This window comes from Lapidilactobacillus achengensis, from assembly GCF_003946655.1.
Taxonomy (GTDB): Bacteria; Bacillota; Bacilli; order Lactobacillales; family Lactobacillaceae; genus Lapidilactobacillus; species Lapidilactobacillus achengensis.
This window is the reverse complement of record NZ_RHOV01000015.1, coordinates 16,733-41,724: the sequence shown is the minus strand read 5'-3', so window position 1 is coordinate 41,724 and position 24,992 is coordinate 16,733. Positions and strand designations below refer to the sequence as shown.

The 24,992-nt window shown below is 51.3% G+C and carries 18 protein-coding genes; 6 read left to right on the top strand and 12 right to left on the bottom strand.

Translation table 11 applies throughout. The features are described from left to right. Positions 1 to 585 (top strand): VanZ family protein, encoded by a 585-nt coding sequence (locus EKM94_RS08645; RefSeq protein ID WP_125600489.1) that lies wholly within the window; start codon positions 1 to 3, stop codon positions 583 to 585. A gap of 179 nt (positions 586 to 764) precedes the next feature. On the opposite strand, the gene EKM94_RS08640 is transcribed toward EKM94_RS08645, so the two are convergent. The 5 genes from EKM94_RS08640 to EKM94_RS08620 form a co-directional block, all read right to left on the bottom strand. Further along, positions 765 to 1,547, bottom strand: a complete 783-nt coding sequence (locus EKM94_RS08640; RefSeq protein ID WP_125600486.1) for a putative ABC transporter permease — start codon at positions 1,545 to 1,547, stop codon at positions 765 to 767. An 11-nt stretch (positions 1,548 to 1,558) separates the two neighbouring features. Further along, positions 1,559 to 2,221, bottom strand: a complete 663-nt coding sequence (locus tag EKM94_RS08635) for a hypothetical protein (protein ID WP_125600483.1) — start codon at positions 2,219 to 2,221, stop codon at positions 1,559 to 1,561. A 185-nt stretch (positions 2,222 to 2,406) separates the two neighbouring features. Then, positions 2,407 to 3,732, bottom strand: coding sequence for an extracellular solute-binding protein (locus EKM94_RS08630; protein ID WP_164511168.1), 1,326 nt, complete (start codon positions 3,730 to 3,732; stop codon positions 2,407 to 2,409). Positions 3,733 to 3,987: 255 nt separating this feature from the next. Further along, a complete protein-coding gene (locus tag EKM94_RS08625; protein WP_125600478.1) occupies positions 3,988 to 4,242 on the bottom strand; it encodes a hypothetical protein in 255 nt (84 codons plus the stop codon). After that, positions 4,215 to 4,622: a hypothetical protein gene (locus EKM94_RS08620; protein ID WP_125600475.1), complete on the bottom strand. Its 408-nt coding sequence runs from the start codon at positions 4,620 to 4,622 to the stop codon at positions 4,215 to 4,217. The genes EKM94_RS08625 and EKM94_RS08620 overlap by 28 nt, the downstream gene beginning before the upstream one ends. A 453-nt stretch (positions 4,623 to 5,075) precedes the next feature. On the opposite strand from EKM94_RS08620, the gene EKM94_RS08615 reads away from it, so the two are divergent. Beyond that, complete coding sequence (locus EKM94_RS08615; protein WP_125600472.1) at positions 5,076 to 6,476, top strand: C69 family dipeptidase; 1,401 nt, start codon at positions 5,076 to 5,078, stop codon at positions 6,474 to 6,476. A gap of 256 nt (positions 6,477 to 6,732) precedes the next feature. Here EKM94_RS08615 and EKM94_RS08610 read toward each other — a convergent pair whose 3' ends face one another. From EKM94_RS08610 to EKM94_RS08595, 4 genes are all read right to left on the bottom strand, one after another. Next, positions 6,733 to 8,796, bottom strand: a complete 2,064-nt coding sequence (locus EKM94_RS08610) for a beta-galactosidase (protein WP_125600469.1) — start codon at positions 8,794 to 8,796, stop codon at positions 6,733 to 6,735. Further along, positions 8,796 to 9,644, bottom strand: a complete 849-nt coding sequence (locus EKM94_RS08605) for a sugar ABC transporter permease (protein ID WP_125600466.1) — start codon at positions 9,642 to 9,644, stop codon at positions 8,796 to 8,798. The genes EKM94_RS08610 and EKM94_RS08605 overlap by 1 nt, the downstream gene beginning before the upstream one ends. A gap of 2 nt (positions 9,645 to 9,646) precedes the next feature. Further along, on the bottom strand, positions 9,647 to 10,924 hold the full coding sequence (locus tag EKM94_RS08600) for a carbohydrate ABC transporter permease (protein WP_125600463.1): 1,278 nt from the start codon (positions 10,922 to 10,924) through the stop codon (positions 9,647 to 9,649). Positions 10,925 to 11,049: 125 nt separating this feature from the next. Further along, positions 11,050 to 12,324: an extracellular solute-binding protein gene (locus EKM94_RS08595; protein WP_125600460.1), complete on the bottom strand. Its 1,275-nt coding sequence runs from the start codon at positions 12,322 to 12,324 to the stop codon at positions 11,050 to 11,052. A 196-nt stretch (positions 12,325 to 12,520) separates the two neighbouring features. Here EKM94_RS08595 and EKM94_RS08590 point away from each other — a divergent pair, with 196 nt between their 5' ends. Beyond that, complete coding sequence (locus tag EKM94_RS08590; RefSeq protein WP_125600458.1) at positions 12,521 to 13,549, top strand: LacI family DNA-binding transcriptional regulator; 1,029 nt, start codon at positions 12,521 to 12,523, stop codon at positions 13,547 to 13,549. A gap of 561 nt (positions 13,550 to 14,110) precedes the next feature. Here EKM94_RS08590 and EKM94_RS08585 read toward each other — a convergent pair. From EKM94_RS08585 to EKM94_RS08575, 3 genes are all read right to left on the bottom strand, one after another. After that, positions 14,111 to 14,314 carry a hypothetical protein gene (locus tag EKM94_RS08585; protein WP_125600455.1) on the bottom strand — a complete coding sequence of 68 codons (204 nt, stop codon included), beginning with the start codon at positions 14,312 to 14,314 and terminating at the stop codon, positions 14,111 to 14,113. An 81-nt stretch (positions 14,315 to 14,395) separates the two neighbouring features. Beyond that, the gene (locus EKM94_RS08580) at positions 14,396 to 16,735 is read right to left on the bottom strand and encodes an HAD-IC family P-type ATPase (protein WP_125600560.1); all 2,340 of its coding nucleotides are present in this window, start codon (positions 16,733 to 16,735) and stop codon (positions 14,396 to 14,398) included. Between the two features lie 98 nt (positions 16,736 to 16,833). After that, positions 16,834 to 17,226 (bottom strand): hypothetical protein, encoded by a 393-nt coding sequence (locus EKM94_RS08575; protein WP_125600452.1) that lies wholly within the window; start codon positions 17,224 to 17,226, stop codon positions 16,834 to 16,836. Positions 17,227 to 17,587: 361 nt separating this feature from the next. Here EKM94_RS08575 and EKM94_RS08570 point away from each other — a divergent pair, with 361 nt between their 5' ends. From EKM94_RS08570 to EKM94_RS12825, 3 genes are all read left to right on the top strand, one after another. After that, positions 17,588 to 19,963 (top strand): bacterial Ig-like domain-containing protein, encoded by a 2,376-nt coding sequence (locus tag EKM94_RS08570; RefSeq protein ID WP_125600449.1) that lies wholly within the window; start codon positions 17,588 to 17,590, stop codon positions 19,961 to 19,963. Positions 19,964 to 20,328: 365 nt separating this feature from the next. Next, positions 20,329 to 22,428 carry a bacterial Ig-like domain-containing protein gene (locus EKM94_RS08565; RefSeq protein ID WP_125600446.1) on the top strand — a complete coding sequence of 700 codons (2,100 nt, stop codon included), beginning with the start codon at positions 20,329 to 20,331 and terminating at the stop codon, positions 22,426 to 22,428. A gap of 273 nt (positions 22,429 to 22,701) precedes the next feature. Then, a complete protein-coding gene (locus EKM94_RS12825) occupies positions 22,702 to 24,843 on the top strand; it encodes a bacterial Ig-like domain-containing protein (RefSeq protein WP_125600443.1) in 2,142 nt (713 codons plus the stop codon). Positions 24,844 to 24,992 lie beyond the last annotated feature (149 nt).

Genomic DNA, 24,992 nt, shown 5'->3' with positions numbered 1-24,992 from the left:
ATGATTCATGGTCCTCATCAAACTTTTATCGCGCCGATCCAAGTCAAAGCTGCCGTGATGATTCCGGTTTTCATCCTGCTCTGGCTGTGGTTGGTGCTTCGTAACCTGCGCAAAAATCAGCTCAGTTGGCCCCGTCAAGGCGTCAATGCCTTACTCCTGACTTACTTGAACCTCCTACTGAGCGTCACCGTTTTCCCCTTTCTGATTTTCCCGCTAGGTTCGCCGATCCATCAGCTGGACTTCGGCAAGCAGACGTTGTTGACGGAACTGAACCCGCTGGCCTTTCTTGGTTACCAAGTCTCCCAAAATCTCGGTAACCTGATCATGCTGGCGCCGTTGACCTTTTTAGCGCCGCTCCTGGTGGCCCGTTTTCAACGCTTCTGGCAAAGTTTGGCGTTGGGTCTGCTCACCTCATTGAGCATTGAATGCACCCAACTGCTGATGAATTATTTCTACTTGGGCAATCGGGTTTTCGATTTAAGTGACCTTCTGCTGAACACCAGCGGCAGCTTGCTCGGCTGGCTGTTATTCAAGTTAGTACAACGTTGGTGGCCGCAACTACTTCGCCGCTTACAAGTTGCTTGAGCCCGCGCAACTTCCCAACAAAAAAAGTCTCCCTGCTACCAGGACAACCACCTGCTTAAAACTAAGCGCAGGTGATTGGTTGGGGGCAGGAAGACTTTTTTAATTGGTCTGAACGTGGGGCCCCAGCAAGCTTAAGGCAGCCGGGTCTGGCCCACCGTTATATTGCGCCATAACGGCGATTACTTTTGGTGTTTCTTGCGTAAGGCGTTAACTAATTCTTTCAACTCGTCCATATGATTGCTGGCATTCTCAACTTTCATATTGGGGAAACTCCGCAGCAAGTGACGTTGACCAAAGTTCAAGTTGGTCAAATGGGCGCGCCGTTGCGGGTATTTCTCCAAGAAATCGTCCCAGCTTTCATGCACATCTTGCCGCAATCCAGCCACGCCAGTACTGAGCTCGGCCCGGCGTTCTTCGATGGCCTGGTTGAGTTTTTGCATTTTGGCGCGGAAGGATTGGAGATTCGCTAAGGTGAAGCCGAAATCGAAGGAGCCTAGCGCGATCAAGATCACCGGCAGAATGAAACCGAACCGTTGCTGCAAATGACTGACCAACAACAAAACCTCCGGCTGAACGAATTTGATGATCAATACGCAACAAATCCCCCAGAACAACGAGATCGGCAAGGCCACATAGCCCTGAATATTCAGCGGCACATTGGCGTAATTCCACCATTTAGTGTGGAACATTTTCTCCAGCAGGAAGCCGGTTAAATATTCCAGCGCCGTCACTAACAGTGTGGCCAAAACGAAGAGGAGCACCACCTGATTTTGCCACGGGCGCAACAAGTAAACAACGCCGACCACGCCGAATCCATAAATCGGCGTGATCGGGCCGATCAGAAAGCCTGTATCCACGAAGCGATGTTCCTTGAAGGCCTTCAAACTGGTTTCCCACAACCAGCCGATCAACGCGTAAATGAAGAATTGAAGCACAATTTCGGTAAAAACTCGCTCACTCATGCCCGACCTCCCTACTTCGTCGTCTTCTTGGCCGCCGCTTTCTTGGTGGTCGTCTTTTTAGCCGTGGTCTTCTCGGCTGTGGTTTTTTTGGTCGTGGCTTTCTTGGTCGTTGTTTTCTTGGTCGTGGTTTTCTTGGTTGTGGCTCGTTTTCGCGTCGTGGTTTTCTTGGCGGTTGCCTTGGTGGTTTTGACCACGGGGACCGGTTTCGGTGCTGGCGGATTCTGGAAATTCGCCACGGTTTTGGCCCAATTCGCGGCCATGATCGTCGCCGCCGCGGCTTGATACCCCGCCGGATCAGCCTCACTGCTACCCAACAAATCGATGTGGAAATGGGACACATTTAAATGCTCGGCGCGGGTCACCAAATACAAGTTCAAGGCGACAGACGCGGCTTCATCAGTAAAGAATTGATTAACTTTCTTATGGTCCGCCATGGGCAGATTGACCGGACTCAACTCCACGCTGAACTCCGCCGCCGGTTCGCCGCCAATGGTATAGCTGGCGTAACCCAAGCGTCCCTCATCAAGTAGGCTGGCCACTTGCGCCAATAGGTTCGCCGCGACCGCTTGGAAAAACGCCTCATCACGCGTCGTGGTTTGTGGGGTGGTGACGATTCGTAACTCTGGCTCTTGCTCTTTTAACGCTGCTTGAAATTGCGCAACAGACATTTTCATCTGAAAAACTCCTATTCCTAACTTTTGACTCCCCTAGCATACCATAATTCCAGGGGAAAACGCCCGAAATACCTAGCGCAGTGGTTGAAATTCCGACAACTGGCCGCCTCATCAAACTTCACCATCAACGTTTGACCAAGCGCAAAAAAACCGAACGACCTGCTAGTGGCCGCTCGGTTAATCGCTTAGTTATCGGCCTGTTGATGCGCCGTGATGACATTCTCGGCAACCGTTTGTAACTCCGCCTGCCGCTGAGACAATGCCTCAGGCGTCGCTTCGACGCTGGTGATCGTGGCCAGCAGGGTCTGCCGATAGAGACTGTATCCGACAAAGGTTTGCGCCTTGAAGGAGGTCTTGATCGAACGGATCGCCGCATGATATTGCGGTGCTGCCTTCAGCCAAGCTTGATAGCGTTTACTTTGGATCGCCGAACCCGTGACCGGCACATATCCTGAGGCCATCGACCAATCCGTGACCTGTTTCTTTTGCAAAAGGAAGCGCATGAACTGCCAAGCGCCACGCCGTTGCTCCTTGGAGGCCTGCTTAAACATGACCAGATCATTGCCAGCCAAGACATTGGTGGAACTGCCGCCGTACTCCGGCAATATCGTGGTTCCCCAAACCAAATGGCTCGTTGCTTGATGCTTGGTTTGCGGTTGCACCGCGGCTTGTTGCAGCTCGGGAATGGCCGAACTAGAGCCAAAGCCAAAGACCGTCCGCCCCTTGACGAAATCATAGGTGAAGGAATGGTCTCGTGGCGCCATTTTGATCAGGCCGTTCTGTTCGGACTTGGTGATCATCTGCGCCAACACCTGATTAGGCGCCGTATTTATGTTCACGTGTAGCTGGGCGTCCACCGGTTGCTGATTGATGCCAAAAGCCATACTCTCCAGCTCCAAATCCGGTGAGTGATCCATCGTGATCGGCGTTAACCCCAGCGCCTTCGCCTTGGCCGCGGTCGCCAACAACTCATCCCAAGTCGTCGGCACCTGCAACTGGTATTCATCCAACAATGCCTGATTGTAGTAAAGAATCCGCGTCGAAATCGAGAACGGCATCGCATACTGCTTACCATTATACTGTCCCGTCGCTAAAAAGCTGGGATTGATATCGATCAATTCCTGATGCGACAAAGCTTGCTTACCCTGATACATCATTTGATCCAGCGGCTGTAACAAATCCGCCGCCACATAGTCAGCGATATTCGTATAGGGCGTTTGCGCCAAAACGGGCAGTGTCCCCTTCTTGCTGGCCTGCTTGATTTTCTTATTTAATTTGCTGTAGCTTCCCCAAGATTTTGTAACAACATGATACGTGTGCTGCGAACGATTGAATTCATTGACCAACTTCTGTTGTGACTTTGCCCATGAACCTGTCATTCGATGCCAATACGTGATTTCCACGGGTTTGGTCGATTCGGCTTTTCCCGCAACTGTGTGCTGGCACCCCGCCAGCAGCAGTACCCCCCAAATGAGCAAAATCAATTTTGCACTTTGGCTGTATTTCCGCATAGTTACCCCTGCTTCATTTCGGTTTAGAAAGTCCTCTTCCATTATGCATCATTTGAAAGCGCTTGACAAACCGAATCGCGAAATTGTTACGATTTTATCTTGGTTGTAACAGCGCTGGCCATAAAGTAGGATGGTCGGGCTGGGGGTGGTGGAACGCTGCGGGCACGATTTTGAGCTTTTCGGAAGTGCACCGAAAATCTCAAAACTCGGCCTTATTGTAGGCGATAAATCGCCAACAATAATATCGCGGCTGACTCACCCCCAGCCCGACCTTCCGCCAGACGAACAAACGAACCACCAACGCCACGCTCCGCTCCAGCCGCTCAACGTTTTAACAGCCGTTTGAGCACTCACGCCGAGTGGCAAGCTATGGAAAATTGATGGAGAGCCACGCAATTGACGGCCGTGGTTAGTGGTCATCAGCTTTAAATCGGTGACACCAGTACGGTTTGTCTGATGAACTAAGGCAAGTTCTTGATAAATCAGCTGGATCGGTTGGTTTCCAACCAAGAATTGTTTAGGAGCAGGTCAAGATGTTCAACCAACGCAAACTGTACCAACCAACAAATTCGAATCCGTTGACATTGCAGTACCACCCCCCAAAAGTAGTTTTGAGCCAATCCGCAAAGTACGCGGCTTGTCTCAAAATCAGGCCTTGTCCTAAGCGGCAGAGCCGCCAAGGACAATTTCACGGCGATCTCACCCCGAATTTCTCCGCTCCAGCCGCTCAACGTTTTAACAGCCGTTTGAGCACTCACGCCAGTTGGTAAGCTATTGCCAATTGATGGGGAGCCACGCACTTGACGGCCGTGGTTAGTGGTTACAAGCTTTAAATTGGTGACACCAGGACAGTCTGTCTGATGAACTAGGACAAGATTTTTCTGAATCAACTGAATCGGTCGGTTTTCAACCCAAACCCGCTTAGGTAAATGAGAAAACGTTGGTGGCACTATCCGAAATGTATCGACCTACTAATCCAAATCTGTTGACGTTGCAGTACCATCAAAACAGTTGGCGATTGTTTTAACCTCTAGCTTGCAAAAGCACTTCGTCAGCTACTCAACTTCAATTGCACGTGTGGCTCAGCGGTGAGATTATTCTTAGCGATTTATCGCTTAGAATAAGGCCTGATTTTGAGACAAGCCGCCGGGCTTGCGGATTGGCTCAAAACAGTGCCCACCGCGTTCCAGCCACGACAAACGTCCTGAGGCGGTTGCGTCCACATCCAAACCCAGCACACCCGCAATCAAGCGCAAGCATAGCAACAAAAATCAACAGGTGCTTTTCCACCGAACTCGGGTTAAAATGAAACCGTACCCAAAACTGAAAGCAGGTGGATTCCCATGTCCAGACCCACAAGCGCGTGTACCACGATTTTGGTGGGCAAGCGGGCTTCCCGCGATGGCTCGACTATGATTGCCCGAAACAACGATGGCGGCGTTCTTAATCCCAAGAAATTTGTGCTGGTCCGCGCCGCGGATCAGCCCCGGCACTATCAGGCGCCGTTCAGTGACTTCGCTCTTGAGTTGCCGGCAAACCCGTTAAGTTATACCAGCACACCGGCGGCGACTGATCCGGTGGGGATCGGTTCCGCGTCGGGCATCAATCGGAAGAACGTGGCCATGAGCGCCAGTGAAACGATCACCAATAATGGTGAGATTTTAGGCGTGGATCCCTTGGTGCCCAATGGGATTGGTGAAGAGGATCTGATTGCGACAGTGCTGCCCTTCATTGATTCGGCGCGAGCGGGCGTGGTGCGGTTGGGCCAACTGGTGGAAACTTATGGCACCTGTGAAACCAATGGCATCGCCTTTGCCGACCAGGATGAGATCTGGTACCTGGAAACAATCGGTGGTCATCACTGGGCGGCGCGGCGTTTGCCTGATGATTGTTATGTGGTGGCGCCGAATCGTTTCAATCTGACCGATTTCGATTTCACCGATCCCACGGTTTTATTTGCGGCGGACTTGCCCCGATTGATCAGCGAGCATCACCTAAATCCTGATGTCAACGGGATCAATTTGCGCCATATTTTCGGGACGGCGACGGTCAAGGACACTCATTATAACAACCCGCGGACTTGGTTTGGCCAACGCTATTTCAATCCGGAAATCGTGCAGGATCCTTGTGACTTTGACCTGCCTTTCTGCCAACGACCCGCTCATTTGATTGGGATCGAGGACCTGAAATTCGTGCTCAGCTCCCACTACCAAAACACCCCCTTTGATCCTTATGGCTCTGGGACGACGGCTGACAAAACGCGATTCCGGCCGATCGCCATGAGTCGTAATCAGGAAATGCACATTTTGCAATTACGACCTGACGTGGACGCGAGCATCGCCGCGATTCACTGGGTCGCGTTTGGGCCCAACACGTTCAATATGGTGGTGCCTTTTTACGCCAATTGTCGGGACACGCCTGCTAGTTATCGCGACACGGCCACCCACTATGCGCCGGATCAGGCCTTCTGGCTCAGTAATAATCTGGCGCTATTGGGCGATGCTCACTACAACCTATATTTGGACAGCGTGACCAATTTCGCCAGCGCGCTGTTGGCCGCATGCCGCCAATTGCAAGGCCAGGCCGACGCCCAAGCGCCTCAGCAAGCCGATCCGGCCAGTTATTTGACCAAGATCAACCAGGACTTGGCCCAATGCTATCTCACCCACAGTTACCGACTCATGGACCAGTTGTTGGCCCTGGGCAAGCCGCAAATGAAGATCCAGTTCATGATGAAGGATTGACCCCACCGTTTTGACCAGCTCTCCCCCGTCCAAAAAAAGCCAAAAAAGCCCCCGATTTTCCGGTTAGGGCCAACCGGAAAACAGGGGGCTTTTGCGTGGTAACAAATTTGTTGGAGGGAAAATTTAACTGGGCATGACTTGGTGTCTCGCTCAGCTGGACCGCGAGCCTGCTTTAGGAGGATTAGGAAGAGGTCGGCACTGGCTGTGCTAGGTTGCGGTTGGTCCACAGGTAGTTGCTAAGCAGTGACTGGTGTGGTCACTTGATCAGCTCGTGGAAAACAAGAACTTGATAAGGCGCTAATTCTTGGGCGCCTGCAGGATAGGTGCGGTTGCTGAGCACTTCGGTCAAGGGTTGGGTCAAATTGATGGTGTTGGCTGTCTCGCCGAAGTTCATCACAAAGAGGTAGCGTTGATTTTGGTCGCCACGGACTTGGATCGAGATGTCGGAGCTTGCTTTTGCCAGTGGATAAGTTGGGTGCAGGTCCAATTCCGTGGCTAATTGGTGATACAGCGCCGTCAAGCAGGCGGCATCGGTCCGTGCGGCAAGGTAATAGGCAGTGCCAGCGCCGTATTGATTCTTGGTAATGGCCGGCTGACCTGCATAGAAATCCGCCGTGTAGGTGGCCAAAACGCTGGCCGTCTGATTGGTGATCACTTCACAGTAATCTTGGGCTGGATAGGTCTGGTCACCGTAATGAACGCCGTTATGTTGGTGCGGATACAGGGTATCGACTTCGGTGGTTTGGACGCCATATAGTTCATGAAGGCGTTGAGGCTGATCACCTAGGTAGGCCAAGGTGCGCTCGTCGACCACGCCGCTCAAATAAGTACCGACCACGGTCCCACCTGCTTGGGTAAAGTCCGCCACTTTATCGATCCAAGCTTGATCCATCAAGAAGTGCATTGGGTCAAGTACCAGTTGATAAGGCGCTAGATCTGCTTGGGGACTGATCACATCAATGGGAATATCGTGACGCCAGAAATAGGCGTAATGTTGTTGTAGCGTTTGCCAATATTGCTTGGTGGTGTCGGCGTAGGCTTCACTATCGGCTAAAGCACACATGTTGTCATAGTCGAAAACCAGCGCGACTCGAGCGGGCACATGCGGTAATTGCCGGACTGGCGCCAATTGCTTCAAGTCGGCGCCTAACTGGCTGACCTCCTGGAAGGTCCGGGTCGCCGTGGAGCCATGGTGATCGACCACCGCCCCATGAAACATCTCCGAGGCGCCGCGTGATTGGCGCCACTGGAAGTACAACATACTGTCCGAACCACTGGCGATATTTTGCAGGCCAGCGAGCCGATTCACCCCTGGGCGCTTGGGCCGGTTGAACGGATGCCAATTAACTAAGGAAGGTGAGGATTCCATGATCAAGAAATCTTGTTGCTTCAAGCTTCGATAATAATCATTGATCATCGCCACTTTCAGCCCCAGATCAGCGGTTGATTCCTGGTCATTTCCCCACGCAGGATATGAATCCCAGCTGATCACGTCCAAATGCGTCGCGAACTTCTGATAATCCAGGCCGTGAAAAGGCATCATCGCCGGTGTGTCGGTCATAAAGTTAGTCGTGATCGGAATTTCAGGTGTCAATTCCCGCAACGGTTGGATTTCATTTTCATAGAAATCAATCGTCTGATCGGTCACGAACCGGCGCCAATCAAGGTTGAGCCCCTTCAAATTAGTATCGCCGATGGGTGAAGGCGAGTGGATCTGATCCCAAGCCGTCAAGGTGTGACCCCAAAACGGTGTCCACCAAGCTTCATTGACCGCCGCAAGGGTTTGATATTTCTTTTGGACCCATTGACGGAAGGCTGCTTGGCACAGGTCACAGTGACATTCGCCGCCGAACTCATTTGAAATATGCCAGAGCAATAAGCTCGGGCGCTGGCCGTAACGTTCCGCCAACTTGCGATTGATCTGCTGGGTCTGCTCGCGGTAGCTGGGCGCAGTGAAGCAGTGATTATGCCGCCCGCCGAACAGCGCCTGGCGCCCATATTCATCGGTCCGTAAAACCTCGGGATAGCGATCCGCCAACCAGTGTGGCCGCGCGCCGCTTGGAGTCGCCAGGATCACCCGCCCATTCATGGCCTCGACGCGATCGAACACCTGGTCAAGCCAACCGAAATCATAATGGCCTTCCTCAGGCTCCAAGGCCGCCCAGGAGAAGACCCCCACCGTCACGGTGTTGACCCCAGCTTGGGGCATCATCGTGAAATCTTGGTCAATGATCTGCGGGTAAGCTTGCCATTGATCGGGATTGTAGTCCCCGCCATGTAAAAGATAGGGTAATTTTAAATGTGCTTTTGGAACCGTCATTAGCCTTTCGTCCCCCCTTCAGTTAATCCTGTGACGAAGTTCTTCTGTAACAAAATGAAGACGATCGCCACTGGAATACTGATCAAAATCGCACCGGCCGCAAAAGTGGTATAGCTGGCGCCCATTTTGTCAGAAATCAAATTATAAAGTCCGATCGGTAACGTGTACGCTTTCGGATCACGCAAGATCACAGACGACAAGGCGAAATCCCCTAGAGGACCGGTGAAGCCATTCATCGCCACGACCGCCAACATCGGTTTGGCCAGTGGCATCAAGATCTGTAAGAAGATGCGCGTATTGCTGGCCCCATCGATCAAGGCGCTTTCGTCCAAGGACCGCGGGATCGAATCCAGATATCCCTTCATGAGATACGTGTTCATCGGGATCTGCCCGCCGACATAAATCAAAATCAAGAGAAAATGGCTATTGACCAAATTCAACATCTGGGCCATGACGAACAAGGCGATTAAGGCGGAGAATTGCGGAATCATTTGGAGTAAGAGGAACAAGGTCAGCCCGTTTTTCCGGCCGACGAAACGGAAACGGGAAAAGGCGTAAGCCGTCAGCGACACGAGAATCACCGACAACACCATCGTAAACAAGCTGATTTTCAAGGAATTCAGGAACCATTGGAAGTAATAGAAAGTCCCACTGGTTTTCGTCAGTGCCTGATAATGGGCCAAGGTCGGATTCTTCGGGATCAAGGTGGTGCTGACCAGGCTATTGCCGCGGTTGAAGCTGGCCCCGATCGTCCAAGCTAAGGGATAGAAGATACTCAGGGAGACTAGTCCCAGCAATAAATAAGTGAAACCTAAACGGGTATGTTTTCTTCTTTTGATACTGTGCATGACTAGCCCTCCTTAAACGAATTGGTCCGCCGGAATTGGATCAAGGCGATCAGAATAACGAAGAATGACAAGAGAATCGTCAACGCCGCCGCCAGCGCGTATTGACTGGATTGCATCGTCAATTTGTAGATCCAAGAAACCAGAATATCGGTCCCGCCTGCCGTGGAATTGGCCACAGCCGGTCCCCCGTTATTGAACAGGTAAATGATATTGAAGTTGTTGAAGTTGAACGTGTACTGAGTGATGATGATCGGCGCCATTTGCGTCAGAATAAACGGTAACGTAATGTTGCGGAATTTCTCCCACGCGGTCGCCCCATCCATCAACGCCGCTTCGTAGAGATCCTCGGGAATCGATTGGAGCACCCCGGTCGTGACCACGAAGATATAAGGGAACCCTAACCAACTTTGAATGAACAACAAGGCAACCTTGGTCCAATTGGCATCGGTCATCCACGGAATCGCCTTGATCCCCAATGAATGTAACAAGACATTGTTGATCGCGCCGAAACTATCATTGAACATCCCAGCGAAAATCAAAATGGTGACAAAGCCAGGCACTGCCCAAGGTAACACCAACACTGTGCGCCAGAATTTCTTGAACTTGAGGTCTTTTTGATGGACGACGATTGCCAGAAAGATACCAATGGCGATCGACAAGGTCGAAGCCACCAAGGTCCAGATCACGGTCCAGCCTAAAACATCAAAGAACGTTGACCGCCAAATATCCACGGTGAAAATCTGTTTAAAGGTGTTGAAGCCGACCCAATCCGCTAAATGCGCTGGGGCCGTATGATACAAATTGTAGTTGGTAAACGCCAAGGCGAAACTGAACAAAATCGGGAAAATCACCGTAAAGATCAGTAACAGCACGCCAGGACTCACTAACAAATAAGGATAACTATTCTCGGTCATATCCTTGAAGCTTCGTACAAAGCCAGCTGGTTTCAGACCGTTGTCCACGGCCTCACCATTCTTATAGGCGTCGCGGAGATTCAAATAGTAGAACAACAACCCGATCCCCAGAACCAAGACCGCGATCAACCCTTCTGCCAATAGGAAAATCGAATTATCCCGCGGAACCTCGGTGCCTAAGGTGAACAGACCCCAGAAGCCCATATTGAACAGATTGGCGAACCCGCCGACGTAGAGAATCGCGATGAGCAGGAAGAGACAGCCTTTGAGAATTTGACGGTTGAAGAATTGGCCCACCCCGGGAATGATCGAGAGAATCGTGGCCAGGGTTGCATGAGAGAGGCCTTTCTTTTCAGCTTGTGGCATTTGATAACCTTCTTTCGTAATGGATCACTGTGTCAAGAATCGAAAAGTGGGTCACGCCCCGTGACGCGTCCAACTGATGTCCTTCCAGTTCACGCCACAGTTCACGCCCACTTGTTCGAAAATAACTACTTGTTATCCGCCGCTTTGATGGCGCTGTTGATTTGAGAAACCGCGCTATCTAGCGCTTTCTTCGCGGTTGATTTACCGGTATCGACAACTTGTAACGCATTGTTTGCTGGCGTCCAAACTTGATCCATCTCGGTAATATTTGGTGTTAATTCCGCGTGTTGTGACTGCAAAGCCACGGCAGACGCGTTAACATCCTTCTTGACCAGATCACTTTCAGCCAAACTCTTGACCGCGGGAACTTCGCTGGTCTTCTGGTAACGAACTTTCGAATTCTTAGCATTGGTCAGATATTTAACGAATTTCTCCGCTAAATCGGCATTCTTCGAGTAAGAGCTGACATTATAACTCTTGACCCCAATGAAGGAACCCATATGCTTGCCATTTTCCAATTCAGGTAATTCAACGACCCCGTAATCAATGCCGGCCTTCTTATAAGGCTCGAAGTTCCAAGGACCGGAGATGACAGCGGCTGCCTTGCCTTCAGTGAACAGGGAATCCAAAACGTTGATCCCTTTGTCGCCAATGATACCTTTCGGGAACAACCCTTCTTTGTAGAATTTGCTAACATAATTAGCCGCATCCACTGAACCGCTGTTGTTCAAGCCAATATCCTTGGCATCAAAGTTGCCTTTAGAATCCTTGCCGAAGATATAGCCGCCATAACCACTGAAAACACCTTGCGCATAGTAGATCTGATCCCATAAAGCCAACAAGCCATACTTGCCTTTTGCTCGTTGTTCTTTAGAGAAGGTATACCATTCTTCCGTTGTCTTAGGCAGATCAGCCTCGGAAACAAGCTTCTTGTTATAGTAGAGAATTGTGGTTTCCACTGCTTTTGGTAGGCCGTAGACTTTACCTTTGACGATTTGGGATTCCATGGCGGAATCAGTGTACAGTTTCTGGGTCGCTTTAGAAACGGTCAGCGGCTTCAATAAGCCTTCTGTGACCGCGGTCCCGATTTGATCACCAGGGATCGTGATGACATCTGGACCAGTGCCCGCTGGTCCATCAAGCCGAAGCTTCTCTAATTGTCCGGCGTATTCTTTCTCAACGATTTTGACTTTGACATTGTTCTCCTTACCAAAGGCTGCCGCAGCCGCTTTGATCCCGGAACCCTTATCTTTATCTTCCCAAACTAATAAGGTCGAGCTTTTCTTTGAGCTGCTGCTTGACGCACCGTCGCTGGAACTGGACGGGCCACACCCGGTGAAAGTCATGAAAACCCCTGCCGTTGCTGCTAACGTTAGCGCTTTGATCCAATGCTTTTTCATATCGTGTTTCCACCCTTCAAAAAAACCTGTAATCGTTTACAAGATTCATCATACGCCCGATTTTTGAATTTGTAAACAGCTTTATTAATTAAATTACTAAATTATACTAAACAATATTTACTTCTGTTTACTACGGCTTTACAACGTGATATACTTATTTTGACGAAATATTTACTAAAACCAAGGAGGGACGCCCATGGTCACTATTCGCGAAATCGCCCGTAAATCAGGTTTTTCCGCCGCGACCGTTTCACGCCTGCTGAACCACGACCCAACCTTCTCCATCGCGGAGGATACTAAACAACATATTCTAGAAGTGGCCCATGAACTGGGCTACGACCGCAAGGAGATCACGCCACCGCAACGTAATATCGCGGTCTTCTTCGCGATCACCCCCAAGGAAGAGCTGGAAGATATTTACTTCAATAACTTACGCCAAAACATCCAAGAAAATGCCCATAAACAAAATATGACCGTGACCTTCTACCATGATCCGGCGACGATCGACCAAATCGCCACCGATGACGCGACCGACGGCTTCATTGCTGTGGGCAGTTTCCCCACGGCGATCTTGCACAAGTTACAAGCGTTCTCAAGTAATGGTGTGTTTATCGACACCAATCCCCTACCCGAATCATTCAACTCTGTCCAGCCCGATTTGACTTACATTGTCAAACACGCCATCGACGTGTTCCGCGCGCGTGGTTTCCAACGGATCGGGTTCATTGGTGGCTGTAGCTTTGACCCGGATACTCATCAAGCCGGTCTCGATGAACGGGAACGGGTTTTTCGCAGCTATATGCAAGAGCTGGGTCTGCTGGATGAACGCTACATTTTCTCCGCGGGGCACTTCGCGGTGGGCACCGGCTATCAACTAGGGCAGCAAGTCGCCACCACCCTGGCCGACCAACTACCCGATGGCTTCTTCGTCGCCTCTGACCCGATCGCGGTCGGCGTTTTGCAGGCCTTCAACGAGGCCGGGATCATTATTCCTAAGGATACCAGTATCATTAGTGTCAACGATATCGACGTGGCCAAATATGTGTCGCCACCGCTGACGACTTTCCACATCGATATTCCTGAACTCAGCAGGTTGGCGATCAACCTGTTGAAAGACGATCTGACTAGCTCGAGTACCACCAAACGTCGGATCTTGGTCAACGCCAAAATGGTCGTCCGCAAGAGCTTCCTTCCCAATGAACTTGACGAGGCCGAGCCGCGATAGCTTGGCAGATAAAAGTAGGTTGACCGCAGCTTGCGCTGCGAAATTCGGGGTGAGCTCGCTGTGGGCGCTGTTTTGAGCCAATCCGCAAAGTGCGCGGCTTGTCTCAAAATCAGGCCTTGTCCTAAGCGGCACAGCCGCCAAGGACAATTTCACGGCGATCTCACCCCGAATTTCTCCGCTCCAGCCGCTCAACGTTATAACAGCCGTTTGAGCACTCCCGCCAACCGTCAAGCTATGGCAAATTGATGGGGAGCCACGCGGCTGACGACCGTGGTTAGTGGTCATCAGCTTTAAATTGGTGACACCAGCGAAGTTTGTTTGATGAACAAACCCAGTTCTCAGTGAATCAACTAAATCGGGCAGTTTCCATCCATGAATTGTTGAGGAAACGAGTAGAGATGTTCAGCCTACGCAAACTGTACCGACCAACTAATCCGAATTCGTTGGCATTACCGTACCACCTCAAAAGTGGGCCATCGTTTTGACCTCTAGCTCGCAAAAGCACTTCGTCAGATACCCAAATTCGATTGCAGATGGGCTCGATTCTGCCTAGCAACCGCCTCAGGACGTGTGGCTCAGCGGTGAGATTATTCTTAGCGATTTATCGCTTAGAATAAGGCTCGATTTGAAGACAATTCCCGCTTTTGGAATTGGCTTCAAACGATGCCCACCGCGTTCCAGCCACGACAAACGTCCTGAGGCGGTTGCGTCCACACCAAAACCCATCCCAAAGGCAATCAAGCATAGGTTTAATAACTGTTTCACTAACAAAAAGCCTCGTCAATCAGCGACGAGGCTTTTTATAATGCGCTCATTTTCTATTGGGACAATGGGCTCGTGGCGTAATCAGCGCCATTTGATGCGGCTGAAGACGCGGCGGCCCAAAGCTTCTCGTAGCAACATGAACAGCGGCCAGGCAATGAGCAACAGGCCTAAATAATACCAAACGTAAGGCCACGCCAGGATTCGATGCAAGCCGAAAATGGTGGTGGTATAGATAAAGGTGGCGAGAAAAGCAGCCACTAAGCCGCCGATCAACACCAGTTTGCGACCGGCGAAGGGGCGGCTGATCACCAGCAGCGCGCAGAAACCGATCGCGCCGATGGCAAAAACCGACATGGTTGAGGTGACTAGATAGGACCAATTTTGCCAGTGTCCGGTGATGCTGATCCCCAGCAATAGTAAAATATCGCAGATCGCTGCCGGCGCGGCGATCTCCATGACGTTATGCATGAACCGGCCAGCTGGCGGGCGATAATTCGGTTCGAGGGCTAAGAAGAAGGTGGGAATGCCCACGGTCAGCGCGTTGACCGGCGTTAGTTGGGACAATTGGAAGGGGTAAACCGTGCCCAAGACAATGAAGAACAAGGCCAAGGCCACGGAATAGATGGTTTTGATCAAATATAACGACGCGACCCGTTCCACATTGTTGATGACCCGGCGCCCTTCATTCAACATGAAGAGCAGTGACTCGAAATTATGGTCCAGCAACACGAAATTGGCGGTGGCTTCCGCCGCTTCGCTCTCCCCGGCCATAGCGATGCTGCAATCGGACTGGCGCATCGCCAAAACATCGTTGACGCCATCGCCGGTCATCCCAACGGTCAAGCCATTGGCCTGCATCGCCTTGATCAGCCGGGCTTTTTGTTCCGGTCGCACCCGCCCGAAAACTTGAAAACGTTGGACCAGCGGCCGATAATCCGCGTCCGCCGCTAGCGCGCTCATGTCCACATAAGCCTCCGCGCCTTCGATCCCCGCTTGCCGCGCCACATTGACGACGGTTACCGGATCATCGCCAGAGATGATTTTCAAGGCGACCCCTTGGCTACGCAAGTAATCAAAAGTGCCCTTCGCCTGGGGGCGCACCTGGTCAGCGATCAAAATCAGACCCAGCACTTCCTGATCAGCCGCGGGCGCTTGCGCCACCACCGCCAAAACCCGATAGCCAGCGGCCGCCGCGTCTTGGGCTTGTTCCTGCAACGGCCCGTGGAAATCAGTGATAATGAACGCCGGCGCGCCCATCAAATAACGGGTCCCCGCCGTGGTCACGAAGCCTGAAGCCTTGGTTTCCGAGGAGAACGGCAACACTTCCGCCACCTCCGCGGACCACGGGGTGGCCGCCAACGCCAGAATCGCTTTGGCAGTGGCGTTTTCTTCGGCGGTGACAGCGACAATCTGGCTAGCCACCGCGGTTACTTGTGCCGCCGTTCCGGCCAGTGGCAAAACCCGGTCCACCGTTAAATTCCCCGTGGTGATCGTGCCGGTTTTGTCCAAGCAAAGGGTATCGACACGGGCCAAGGTTTCGATGGCGTTCAAGGAGCGCACCAAGATTCGTTTCTTCGTCAGATTATAGGCGCCAGTCGCCAAGGCAATCGAAGTTAACAGCACCAAGCCTTCCGGGATCATCCCGATCACCGAAGCCGCCGTGCCTAAAATCGCGTCGTTGAAATTGCCGCTTTTGCCATAGGTCCGGAAAAACAGCAACAGGCCCAGGGGAATGATCGTGTAGGTCAAAACCCGAATGATCCGGTTAATGATCCGCATCAACACGCTTAGCCGCGGCTTTTGTTGGCTGACCGCATTGGACAATTGGGCGGTGAAACTTTGCAGCCCCACCTGCGTCAACTGGATCAGCCCTTGCCCCGCCACGACGAAGCTCCCGGAGTAGACCGGATCTTGGGCTTTCTTGGCGATGGAATCCGCTTCACCAGTCAGGCCTGATTCGTCGACTTGCAAGCCAGTGGTCTGGCGGACGATCCCATCCGCAGGCACTGTTTCGCCCCGCTTCAACACCACCAAATCATCCAACACCAATGCTTCCAACGCCACTTGTTGCGGCTGACCATCACGCAAAACTGTCAACGTTTGCTGGTTGACCATATTCAAACGATCGATCCGCAATTTCGCCCGAATTTCCTGATAACTACCAATGATAATGTTGACCAAGACCGGTCCCATGAAGAAAAGATTGCGATAAGACCCGGTCATGAAGATCAAAATCGCGATCACCAAGTTGAGCAAATTGAACAGCGTGAACAAATTAGTCCCAATGATCTGCGGGATCGAACGGGACAGTTGTTTGATTTGCACATTAGTTTGCCCCGCCGCCGTTTTCGCGGTGACCTGAGCTGCGGTCAAACCTGTTTGACAATCGGTTTCGGTTTTTGGTCTCAAACGGTCCGCCATCATTTGGCCTTCTTTCACTGACTTATACTCAAATTTTAGCACAGTCCGGCGTTGGGCGGGCATTTAGCGCTGGCGGATCGGTAAAGCATAATGATTTCTTAACAACCCGTAGAGGGCGTGGCGGGCTGCGGGCAAAAGTATGCTGTTCGCAGCTTGCGCTGCGAAATTCGGGGTGAGCTCGCTGTGGGCGTCACTTTGAGCTTCGCGAAACCCGCGCGAATCTCAAAGCTGAGCCTTGGTCTAAGTGGCATAGCCACTAAGACCAATTTCACGGCGATCTCACCCCGAATTTCTCCGCTCCAGCCGCTCAACGTTTTAACAGTCGCTTGAGCACTCACGCCATCCGGAAAGCTATGGCGAATTGATGAGGAGCCACGCAACTGACGACCGTGGTTAGTAGTCACCAGCTTTAAATTGGTGACACCAGTATAGTTGGTCTGATCAACTCGGGCAGGGCGCTGATTAGTCCAGCCGAATCGGCCATTCTTCACCCAAGGATTGTTAAGGAAATGGGTCAAATTGTTCGGCTGGTGGGCAAGCTGTGTCTAATTAATTGACACTACGTAACGGACGACTCGACCTGGAAATGCGCCACTTTTTGGAAGGGCGATTGGCCTTTGTTGGGTGAGCAAGCGCGCAAAGTTGATTTTACTTGTGGAAACATAACGTCCATGTTAAACTCGAGCTGTGATGATCTGTACTTATTATGACCTTATAAAAAGATTACCAATTTCTAAATATCGGCTAAAATACAGTAATTCATTGGGGTTCATTGGCTATACCATTATTTTTTAATATTTCTGGAACACATACTTTTAATCAGCTTTAACGATTATTCTGGGGGGAATAACCATGAAAAATAGAAAGTATCTCTCTTTAGCTACCCTTAGCGCCGTGGCAATCCTGCTAGGCGCTAATTTGAGTCCCGCCGTTGTTAACGCCGCCGATGCAACCACATCAGCGGCAGCGGCGAGCACGAGCAGTAACACAGCCAATGTCAGTGGTGAAACCACTGGCAACGGGGAAACGCCGGCGAATAATCTGGCGACCACAGACACGACAACTGATCCAGCGGTCACGTCTGCGCCGATCGCAGAAGAGCCGGACGCGGAGCCATCCACGGTGGATAGCAAAACAGTTGGCACTAATGGGGAACCCGACACTAACAATGGCGGCAACGAGACAACCGGTGCGGCCACGAACGGTGCGGCCAACGCTGACGATGCAGATGCCGACAATGCGGATGCTGACAATGCAGATGCTGACCAGACGACGCCAACCGACGGCGCGCCTGTGGCTGCGGCGCCCAGCACCAAGGCAGAGGAAAGCATTGATAGCTGGATGCCGAATAAGGCCCTCCAGCAAATTGTTTTGCCTTGGCTCCAAAGCTCGACGACAGAGAAAACTTGGGCTAGCGTGGCGGATATTACCAAGGCGGACATGTTGTACTTAACGGAACTCGATAATCGTTCGTCGAAAGTTCCTAAGAATCTTTGGAATACGGTCACGACTGATGGCAGCAATTTCTCACTTGAGGGTTTACAGTATGCGACTAACCTGAAAAAGCTCACGATGACCAATCAACTAAATAATCCATCCACTTCCATTCGTGGCAATCTTGTTGATGTGTCACTGTTGCGTGGATTAACAAGTTTACAGTACGTCAACTTGTCATTGAATCGAATTGAAGATGTCACACCATTGACAGAATTGCCAAATGTTACCCACTTGGATGTTGCTTACAATTCAATCAGGGACCTATCAAGCATTGTCAAGAGTCGCTACACAGCGGGATTAAGCTACACCTTTCAGATGTCCGTGTGGGACGATGAGCTAATCTACATCGACCCCGATGCTAAGGTTAACACCTATTGGCCAGTTACCGTGGCACGTAAAGAGGCGTTTCCCAGTGGAACCGACTTAAGTAGTATCACTACTGAAATCCCAACCGGAACAGGGCAATTAGTCTTCTTTGACCCCATAAAGAATCCAGCATACGCCGGCATGGGCCAAGCTTTTTATAATGGCGCCGGCGTAGATGGCGCAGCCGCCTTCAAACCTGTGATCAATGCGGATGGCTCAGTCCTCTATGGTGTCGTCCACGGAGAAAGTCAATACATTAACCAATGGATTGATGTGAAACAAGACGGGGAAAAATATCGGGTGTACGTGAGTTATTGGTTCTATTTACCGAAATTCATTTACGAAAATGGCGCGCCCGTATTCTGGAGTTTCACGCCTTATCTAGTCAAAGCAGACCTGGCCACCCTCAACGCCCACAATTCCGAAATCTATGTTGGTGACAGCTGGACGGCGGAGGATAACTTTGACGACAGTTTGAACCACGAGGGGAACCCACTCGATTTCGGCAAGGTGACCGTCTCAGGAACCGTGGATACTACTACGGCCGGGGATTATCCCATCACTTACAGCTATGGTTCGCTGACGAAGACGGTCACCGTCAAGGTCAAGGAAAATCAGGCGCAGATCAATGCCAAAGACACCACGATCTACGTTGGTGACATCTGGAAACCGGCGGACACTTTTATCAGTGCCACCGATCGTGATGGCAACGATGTTTCGTTGGATGATCTGGAGGTAACCCATGCGGTGAACACCGGCACTCCGGGTAAATATCCGGTCACTTACACGATGCCGGCCGTTCTGCGTGATGGTTCGGCGCAACCGCAAGCCACCAAGGAGATCACGGTCACCGTTTTGAAGAAGACGGTCACCCCACCAGCTGAGGACAAAACCGCATTGAACATCAAGCCCAGTACCACGCTAACCGTGGGCGATGACTGGACGGCCGCGGACAACTTCATTAGCGCCTTCGATCGGAATGGCAATGCCGTCGATCTCGGGGCGATCAGTGTTTTAGGCACCGTTGACACCAGCAAGCCCGGCGTTTATCAGGTGACTTATGCTTACGCGGGTCTAACAAAAATCGCCACGATCACGGTCAACGCTGCTGATCCGACTGACCCGACTGATCCAACCGATCCGGTTGACCCAACGGACCCAACTGACCCAACGGATCCGACCAAACCAACCTTACCGATTACTGGTGGTGACCGGCCGACCGCGCCTGTTGAGCAACCGGCCACGGACAAGGTGACCTTGCCGCAAACTGGCGAACGGCAAACGCAAGGTGCCTTCTGGGCCATTTTGCTTGTGGGCCTGACTGGTGTGGCCGCGGTGCACTTCTGGTTACGCAAACGCGCTTGATCGGTTGACCCAACCATTCGCGCCCCTGCGACTAAAAATAACCCTCAACCCAAACGTACCTTGGATGAAGACTCGAACGTAACTTGGATGAAGACCTGATGGAAGCAAACGCATCTGACTAGAAAGACCTGATGTGATTGGATATCGGGTCTTTTTCTGTCTGCTTGGCGTTAGGTACCATGACTTTTTTTCTGAAAAACTCGCCAAATTCCGGCAAAAGCGCTACTTTTGGTAGATTGTTTGACCATGCTAAACTGGATTAACCCTAATGAAATCGTTAGTCTGTGGCGGTGATTTTCCCAACAGCATCGCCGGAAAACGATTGGTCATGCTTTGCCCATTAATCATTATTTCAGGAGAGAGCTATGAAGAAAAGAAAAGCTTTGTTTCGCGTCAGTATTGGGATGGCGGCTGTGTTGTTCAGCGCCAATTTGGTCCCGGCAATCGCTCAGGCGGCTACTGTTAGCGCGGAATCAGAGGCCGCCCGTCCCGATTCCGACCAGCGTGACCAGCAGCTGCCACTTCCCCCATCTAGCCCTGCCACCTCGCCAGACCCAGCGACGGACCCCGCGGAACCGATCGATCAGTGGATGCCCAATCGGAAATTACAGCAATTGGTCTTGTTTTTCCTCCAAGGTCTAGGTGATGACGCGGGGAAAACTTGGACAAGTGTCGCCGATATTACCAAGGCGGATCTGGCGAAATTAAAGATCCTGATGACCACCAGTACGGGTCTCCCAGAGTACGATATCCAGGTCGATCTCCCCGCAGAATTGGAAGGCACCTGGATCGACGGCGTCCACTCCTACTCACTTGAAGGTTTGCAGTACGCAACCAATCTGGAACAGTTATGGCTGGGCAGCCTTAATTTACATGTTGAGCCGGGAATTTATGTCGGTGACATTACCGACAGCGATCTTGCCATCCTGACTCAGTTGCCACAGCTGACTCATCTTGGATTACAAGGCAATCGGATCACCGATGTGCGGCCGCTGACCAAGTTGTCGCACTTGCGCGAACTTGTTCTGACCTATAATCAAATCGCTGACTTCTCGGCACTTGATGCCAATAACTACACCAATTTGGAGATTCACAGTCAATTTGTCCAACCTAAACCGGTCTATATTGACCCGGAAACGGCCAGCTTTGACTTAACGCCAGGCTATTTCAACGCGCGCCTGAAGTTACCCAAAAATTATCAATCCACGGATCCGCTGAGTCCGACAAAAGTTGATGACAAGCATCTGGATCGAATCCTCATCGAGAACCCCACGCACGCTTTGTCCTTTTATAATGCGGCGGCTAAAGCTAACATTATTTTTGACGATGGCGCCACGGAAAACGGCGACACCACTGACTCCATGGGCACCATCCATTACACCCACATCTATCCGCAAGTAACCCCGGGAGACGTCATTTCACCAGAAGACAATCCTGTCGCGCTTGAGCAGCCTTACTACTATTACATGATGGCCAGTTTGGGTACCCCCGCAACTGGGGAGATTTTCTTCGTGGCTCAGCCTTACACCAACGACAGTCTCGCCCAGGTCAACGCTCACGATTCCGCGATTTACGTTGGGGACGGTTGGAAGGCCGCGGACAATTTTGATAGCGCGGTGGGCGTTGACGGGCAAACACCCGTCGCTTGGTCAGACATCAAAGTCACGGGCAAGGTGGATTTGAAGAAGCCGGGCACGTATCCGATCACCTACACCAGCGCGAGTGCCGAAACAACCATCAACGTCACCGTCAAAGAAAATCGCGCGCAAATCGAAGTCCGCGATCAAACCATCGCTTTTGGCACCAAGTGGGACCCCGCGGCGGCTTTCGTTAGCGCCTATGACCGAGATGGCCGCGGGCTATCCTTCCAAGATTTGACCGTCAGCGGCACGGTGGATACCGGCAAACCCGGGGTGTATCAGGTGCGTTACAGCTATGGCAACTTGACAAAAACCGCCACGATCACCGTCAAAGCGCCGGCTCCTTCCGAACCCGAAGGCACACCTAAGCCGCCAAATCCGGTTGACCCAGAACAACCAGGCACCCCCACTGCTCCAGAGAAACCCACTAACCCGAGCCAACCCACTAACCCAGACAAGCCTACGAAACCAAGTCAGCCCGCCATTCCGGACAAGCCTGCTATCCCGAGTCAGCCCGCTAGACCGGACAAGCCTACAAACCCGAGTCAGCCCACCGGACCAAGCAAGCCAACCCCCACAGAACAGCCGACCAACCCAATCGATCCAGCTCAATCAACACCGTCCACCGAGCCAACTTTACCAGAAACTAGCGAAACACATCCAAAAGCGCCAGCGAGTACTGCTAAGCAGGCGCGCAAAAATCCGCAACCAAACGCCCTACAACAAACCCCAGTAACTTTTTGGATACTTTTAGCAGTGGGCTTAACCGGCTTGGCCGCGGTCCATTTCTGGTTGCGGAAACGAACAAGGACGGATGGTGATTAGCCAGTCCTAATCCAAAAAAATTAAAAACTGATTCAAAGCCTGGTGGCAACGGCCATCAGGCTTTTTGTGATGTCAAGATGAGCGGCCGTCCAAAACCTGATGGCGATTGCAAACGCTTCATTGCCTTACTTGACTAAACACGCTAGAATAAAATCGATATTATGTCTAGATACCATATGTCTACTATTGGAGATCAAATTAGAATTGGCTACCGACAATTGAATATTGGAAGATTTATTTTTATCCTTGACGATTATTCTGGGGGGAATAACCATGAAAAGAAAAAAGTATTTATTTTTTGTAACCATTAGCGCCGTGGCAATCTTGCTTGGCGCTAATTTGAGTCCAGCCGTGGTTCACGGTGGTGTCTCGATTGGCATCAGTAGTAGCTTTCTCACAACAGATCAGGCTGTTAAACCGGGAACTGTCGCGCATCCCAGCGACCTTGCCGCTGAAGTGCCCTCTGATGAGACTGCGCCAATCAACGAGTGGATGCCAAATACCCGGTTACAGCAATTAGTCTTAATCTATCTACAACAGTTCACAATCCTCGATCCTACGAAGACTTGGAACAGCGTTGCGGATATCACCCGAGACGATATGGCAATGTTGACCCATCTTAGTACTCGTGGACTGTATGACGCGGACTATCCTGAACTCAGTATTCCCAAAGAAGACCAGAACACTTGGGCGGCCGCTGGCGATGATGAGTACTCCTTGGAAGGTCTACAGTACGCGACCAACCTAGAAATGTTATCACTCTGTAGTGATAATCTGAATATTCAACCTGGGATGCGTTTTGGCGCAATCAAAGATTTGAGTCCTATTGCCGGTCTTAAAAAGTTGAAAACAATCAACTTGCAAGGTAACCAGATTACTGATGTTCATATAATTGCCGACCTACCAAATGTAACAGAGCTTGATCTACTAAATAATTGCATTGGCGATCTATCACCGCTTGACGCTAACAAATATTCCGAGTTAAATGTCTATAATCAACTCGTTACACCGGCACCTGTTAATATTGATCCCACAAATCCTACATTCAAATTGACCAACGATTACATTAATTCCGTGATCAAACTTCCAAGAAATTATAAGTACTCATCGACTCAGCCGGTTCCGGTAACCAAAAATAGTCTCGGAGTTGAGATCTCACGAAGGCCATGGACAGCTTGGTTTTATTACAACACTTCAAAAGAGCAAGATATTCAGGCAACGGACCAAGAAATCCAATTCAAGAATATGGCAACTCAAGAAACACCGGGCCCCTCAGGCACAGTCACAGTCAGCAACGGCCAAATCTACAGTCTTAGTCAATTACCCTACAAATATTACATGATCGTCGACGTCAATGCGGTCAACGCAAGTGAAACAAGAGGAATGTTTACATTGTTCCAGCCCTACACCAACGACAGTCTCGCCCAGGTCAACGCCCACTATTCCACGATTTACGTTGGGGACAATTGGACGGCCGCGGACAACTTTGACAGTGCAGTGGGCGCCGACGGGCAGACTACGACTGACCCTACCGATGTCACCGTCACGGTCAAAGACGAAGCTGGTGGCGATAGTGCGGTCGACACTTCAAAACCCGGGACCTACAAGGTTACCTATGCGTTCGCCGGCGCCGAAACAACGATCACGGTGACGGTCAAGGAAAACCTAGCCGCGATCGAGGCCAACGATAAAACAATATATGTTGGTGATCACTGGGAGCCAGCGGATACTTTTGTCAGCGCCACCGATCGCGACGGCAATAATGTTCTGTTACCGCAACTCACCGTGGACCAGGATGTTAAGACGGACACACCAGGCACGTATCCAGTAACTTATGCGATTCCAGCCGCAACTCTCGACGCTGCGGCGAATCCGCAAGCGCAGAAGACCATTACCGTCACGGTCAAGTCGAGGACGGTCACCCCACCAGCCGAGGACAAAACAGCGCTGACGATCAAGCCAAGTACAGAACTAACTGTCGGTGACCAATGGACCAGCGCGGACAACTTTATCAGCGCGTTCGACCGCAACGGCAACCCCGTCGCTTTCACTGAAATCAGCGTGATCGGCTCGGTCGACACTAGCAAAGCCGGCGTTTATCAGGTGAGTTATGGTTACGGTGGCCTGACCAAAATCGCCACGATCACCGTCAAAGCCAAAGATCCAACAGGACCAACTGACCCGACCGATCCAACCGATCCAACTGATCCAACAAACCCGACTGACCCAACCAAGCCAACCCTGCCAATTACCGGTGGTGAGAAACCTACGAAACCGGTAAAGAAGCCCGATCAAGACCAACCAACCTTGCCGCAAACTGGCGAGCAGCAAAGCCAGATTGCCTTCTGGGCGCTTGTGGTTGTCGGACTATCCGGCGTGGCTGCAGTCCATTTCTGGCTACGGAAACGCGCGTAACCAAAAAACGGGGCCCAATCAGCAATGCTCAAGATGCGCCGAAAAAAGCAACGAATCAAACAGACAATTTTAGCGAAAGTAAAACCTGACGTGCAACGCGTCAGGTTTTTTTGATCCGTGCTACCCTGGCAGAATAGCCCCTGATGACC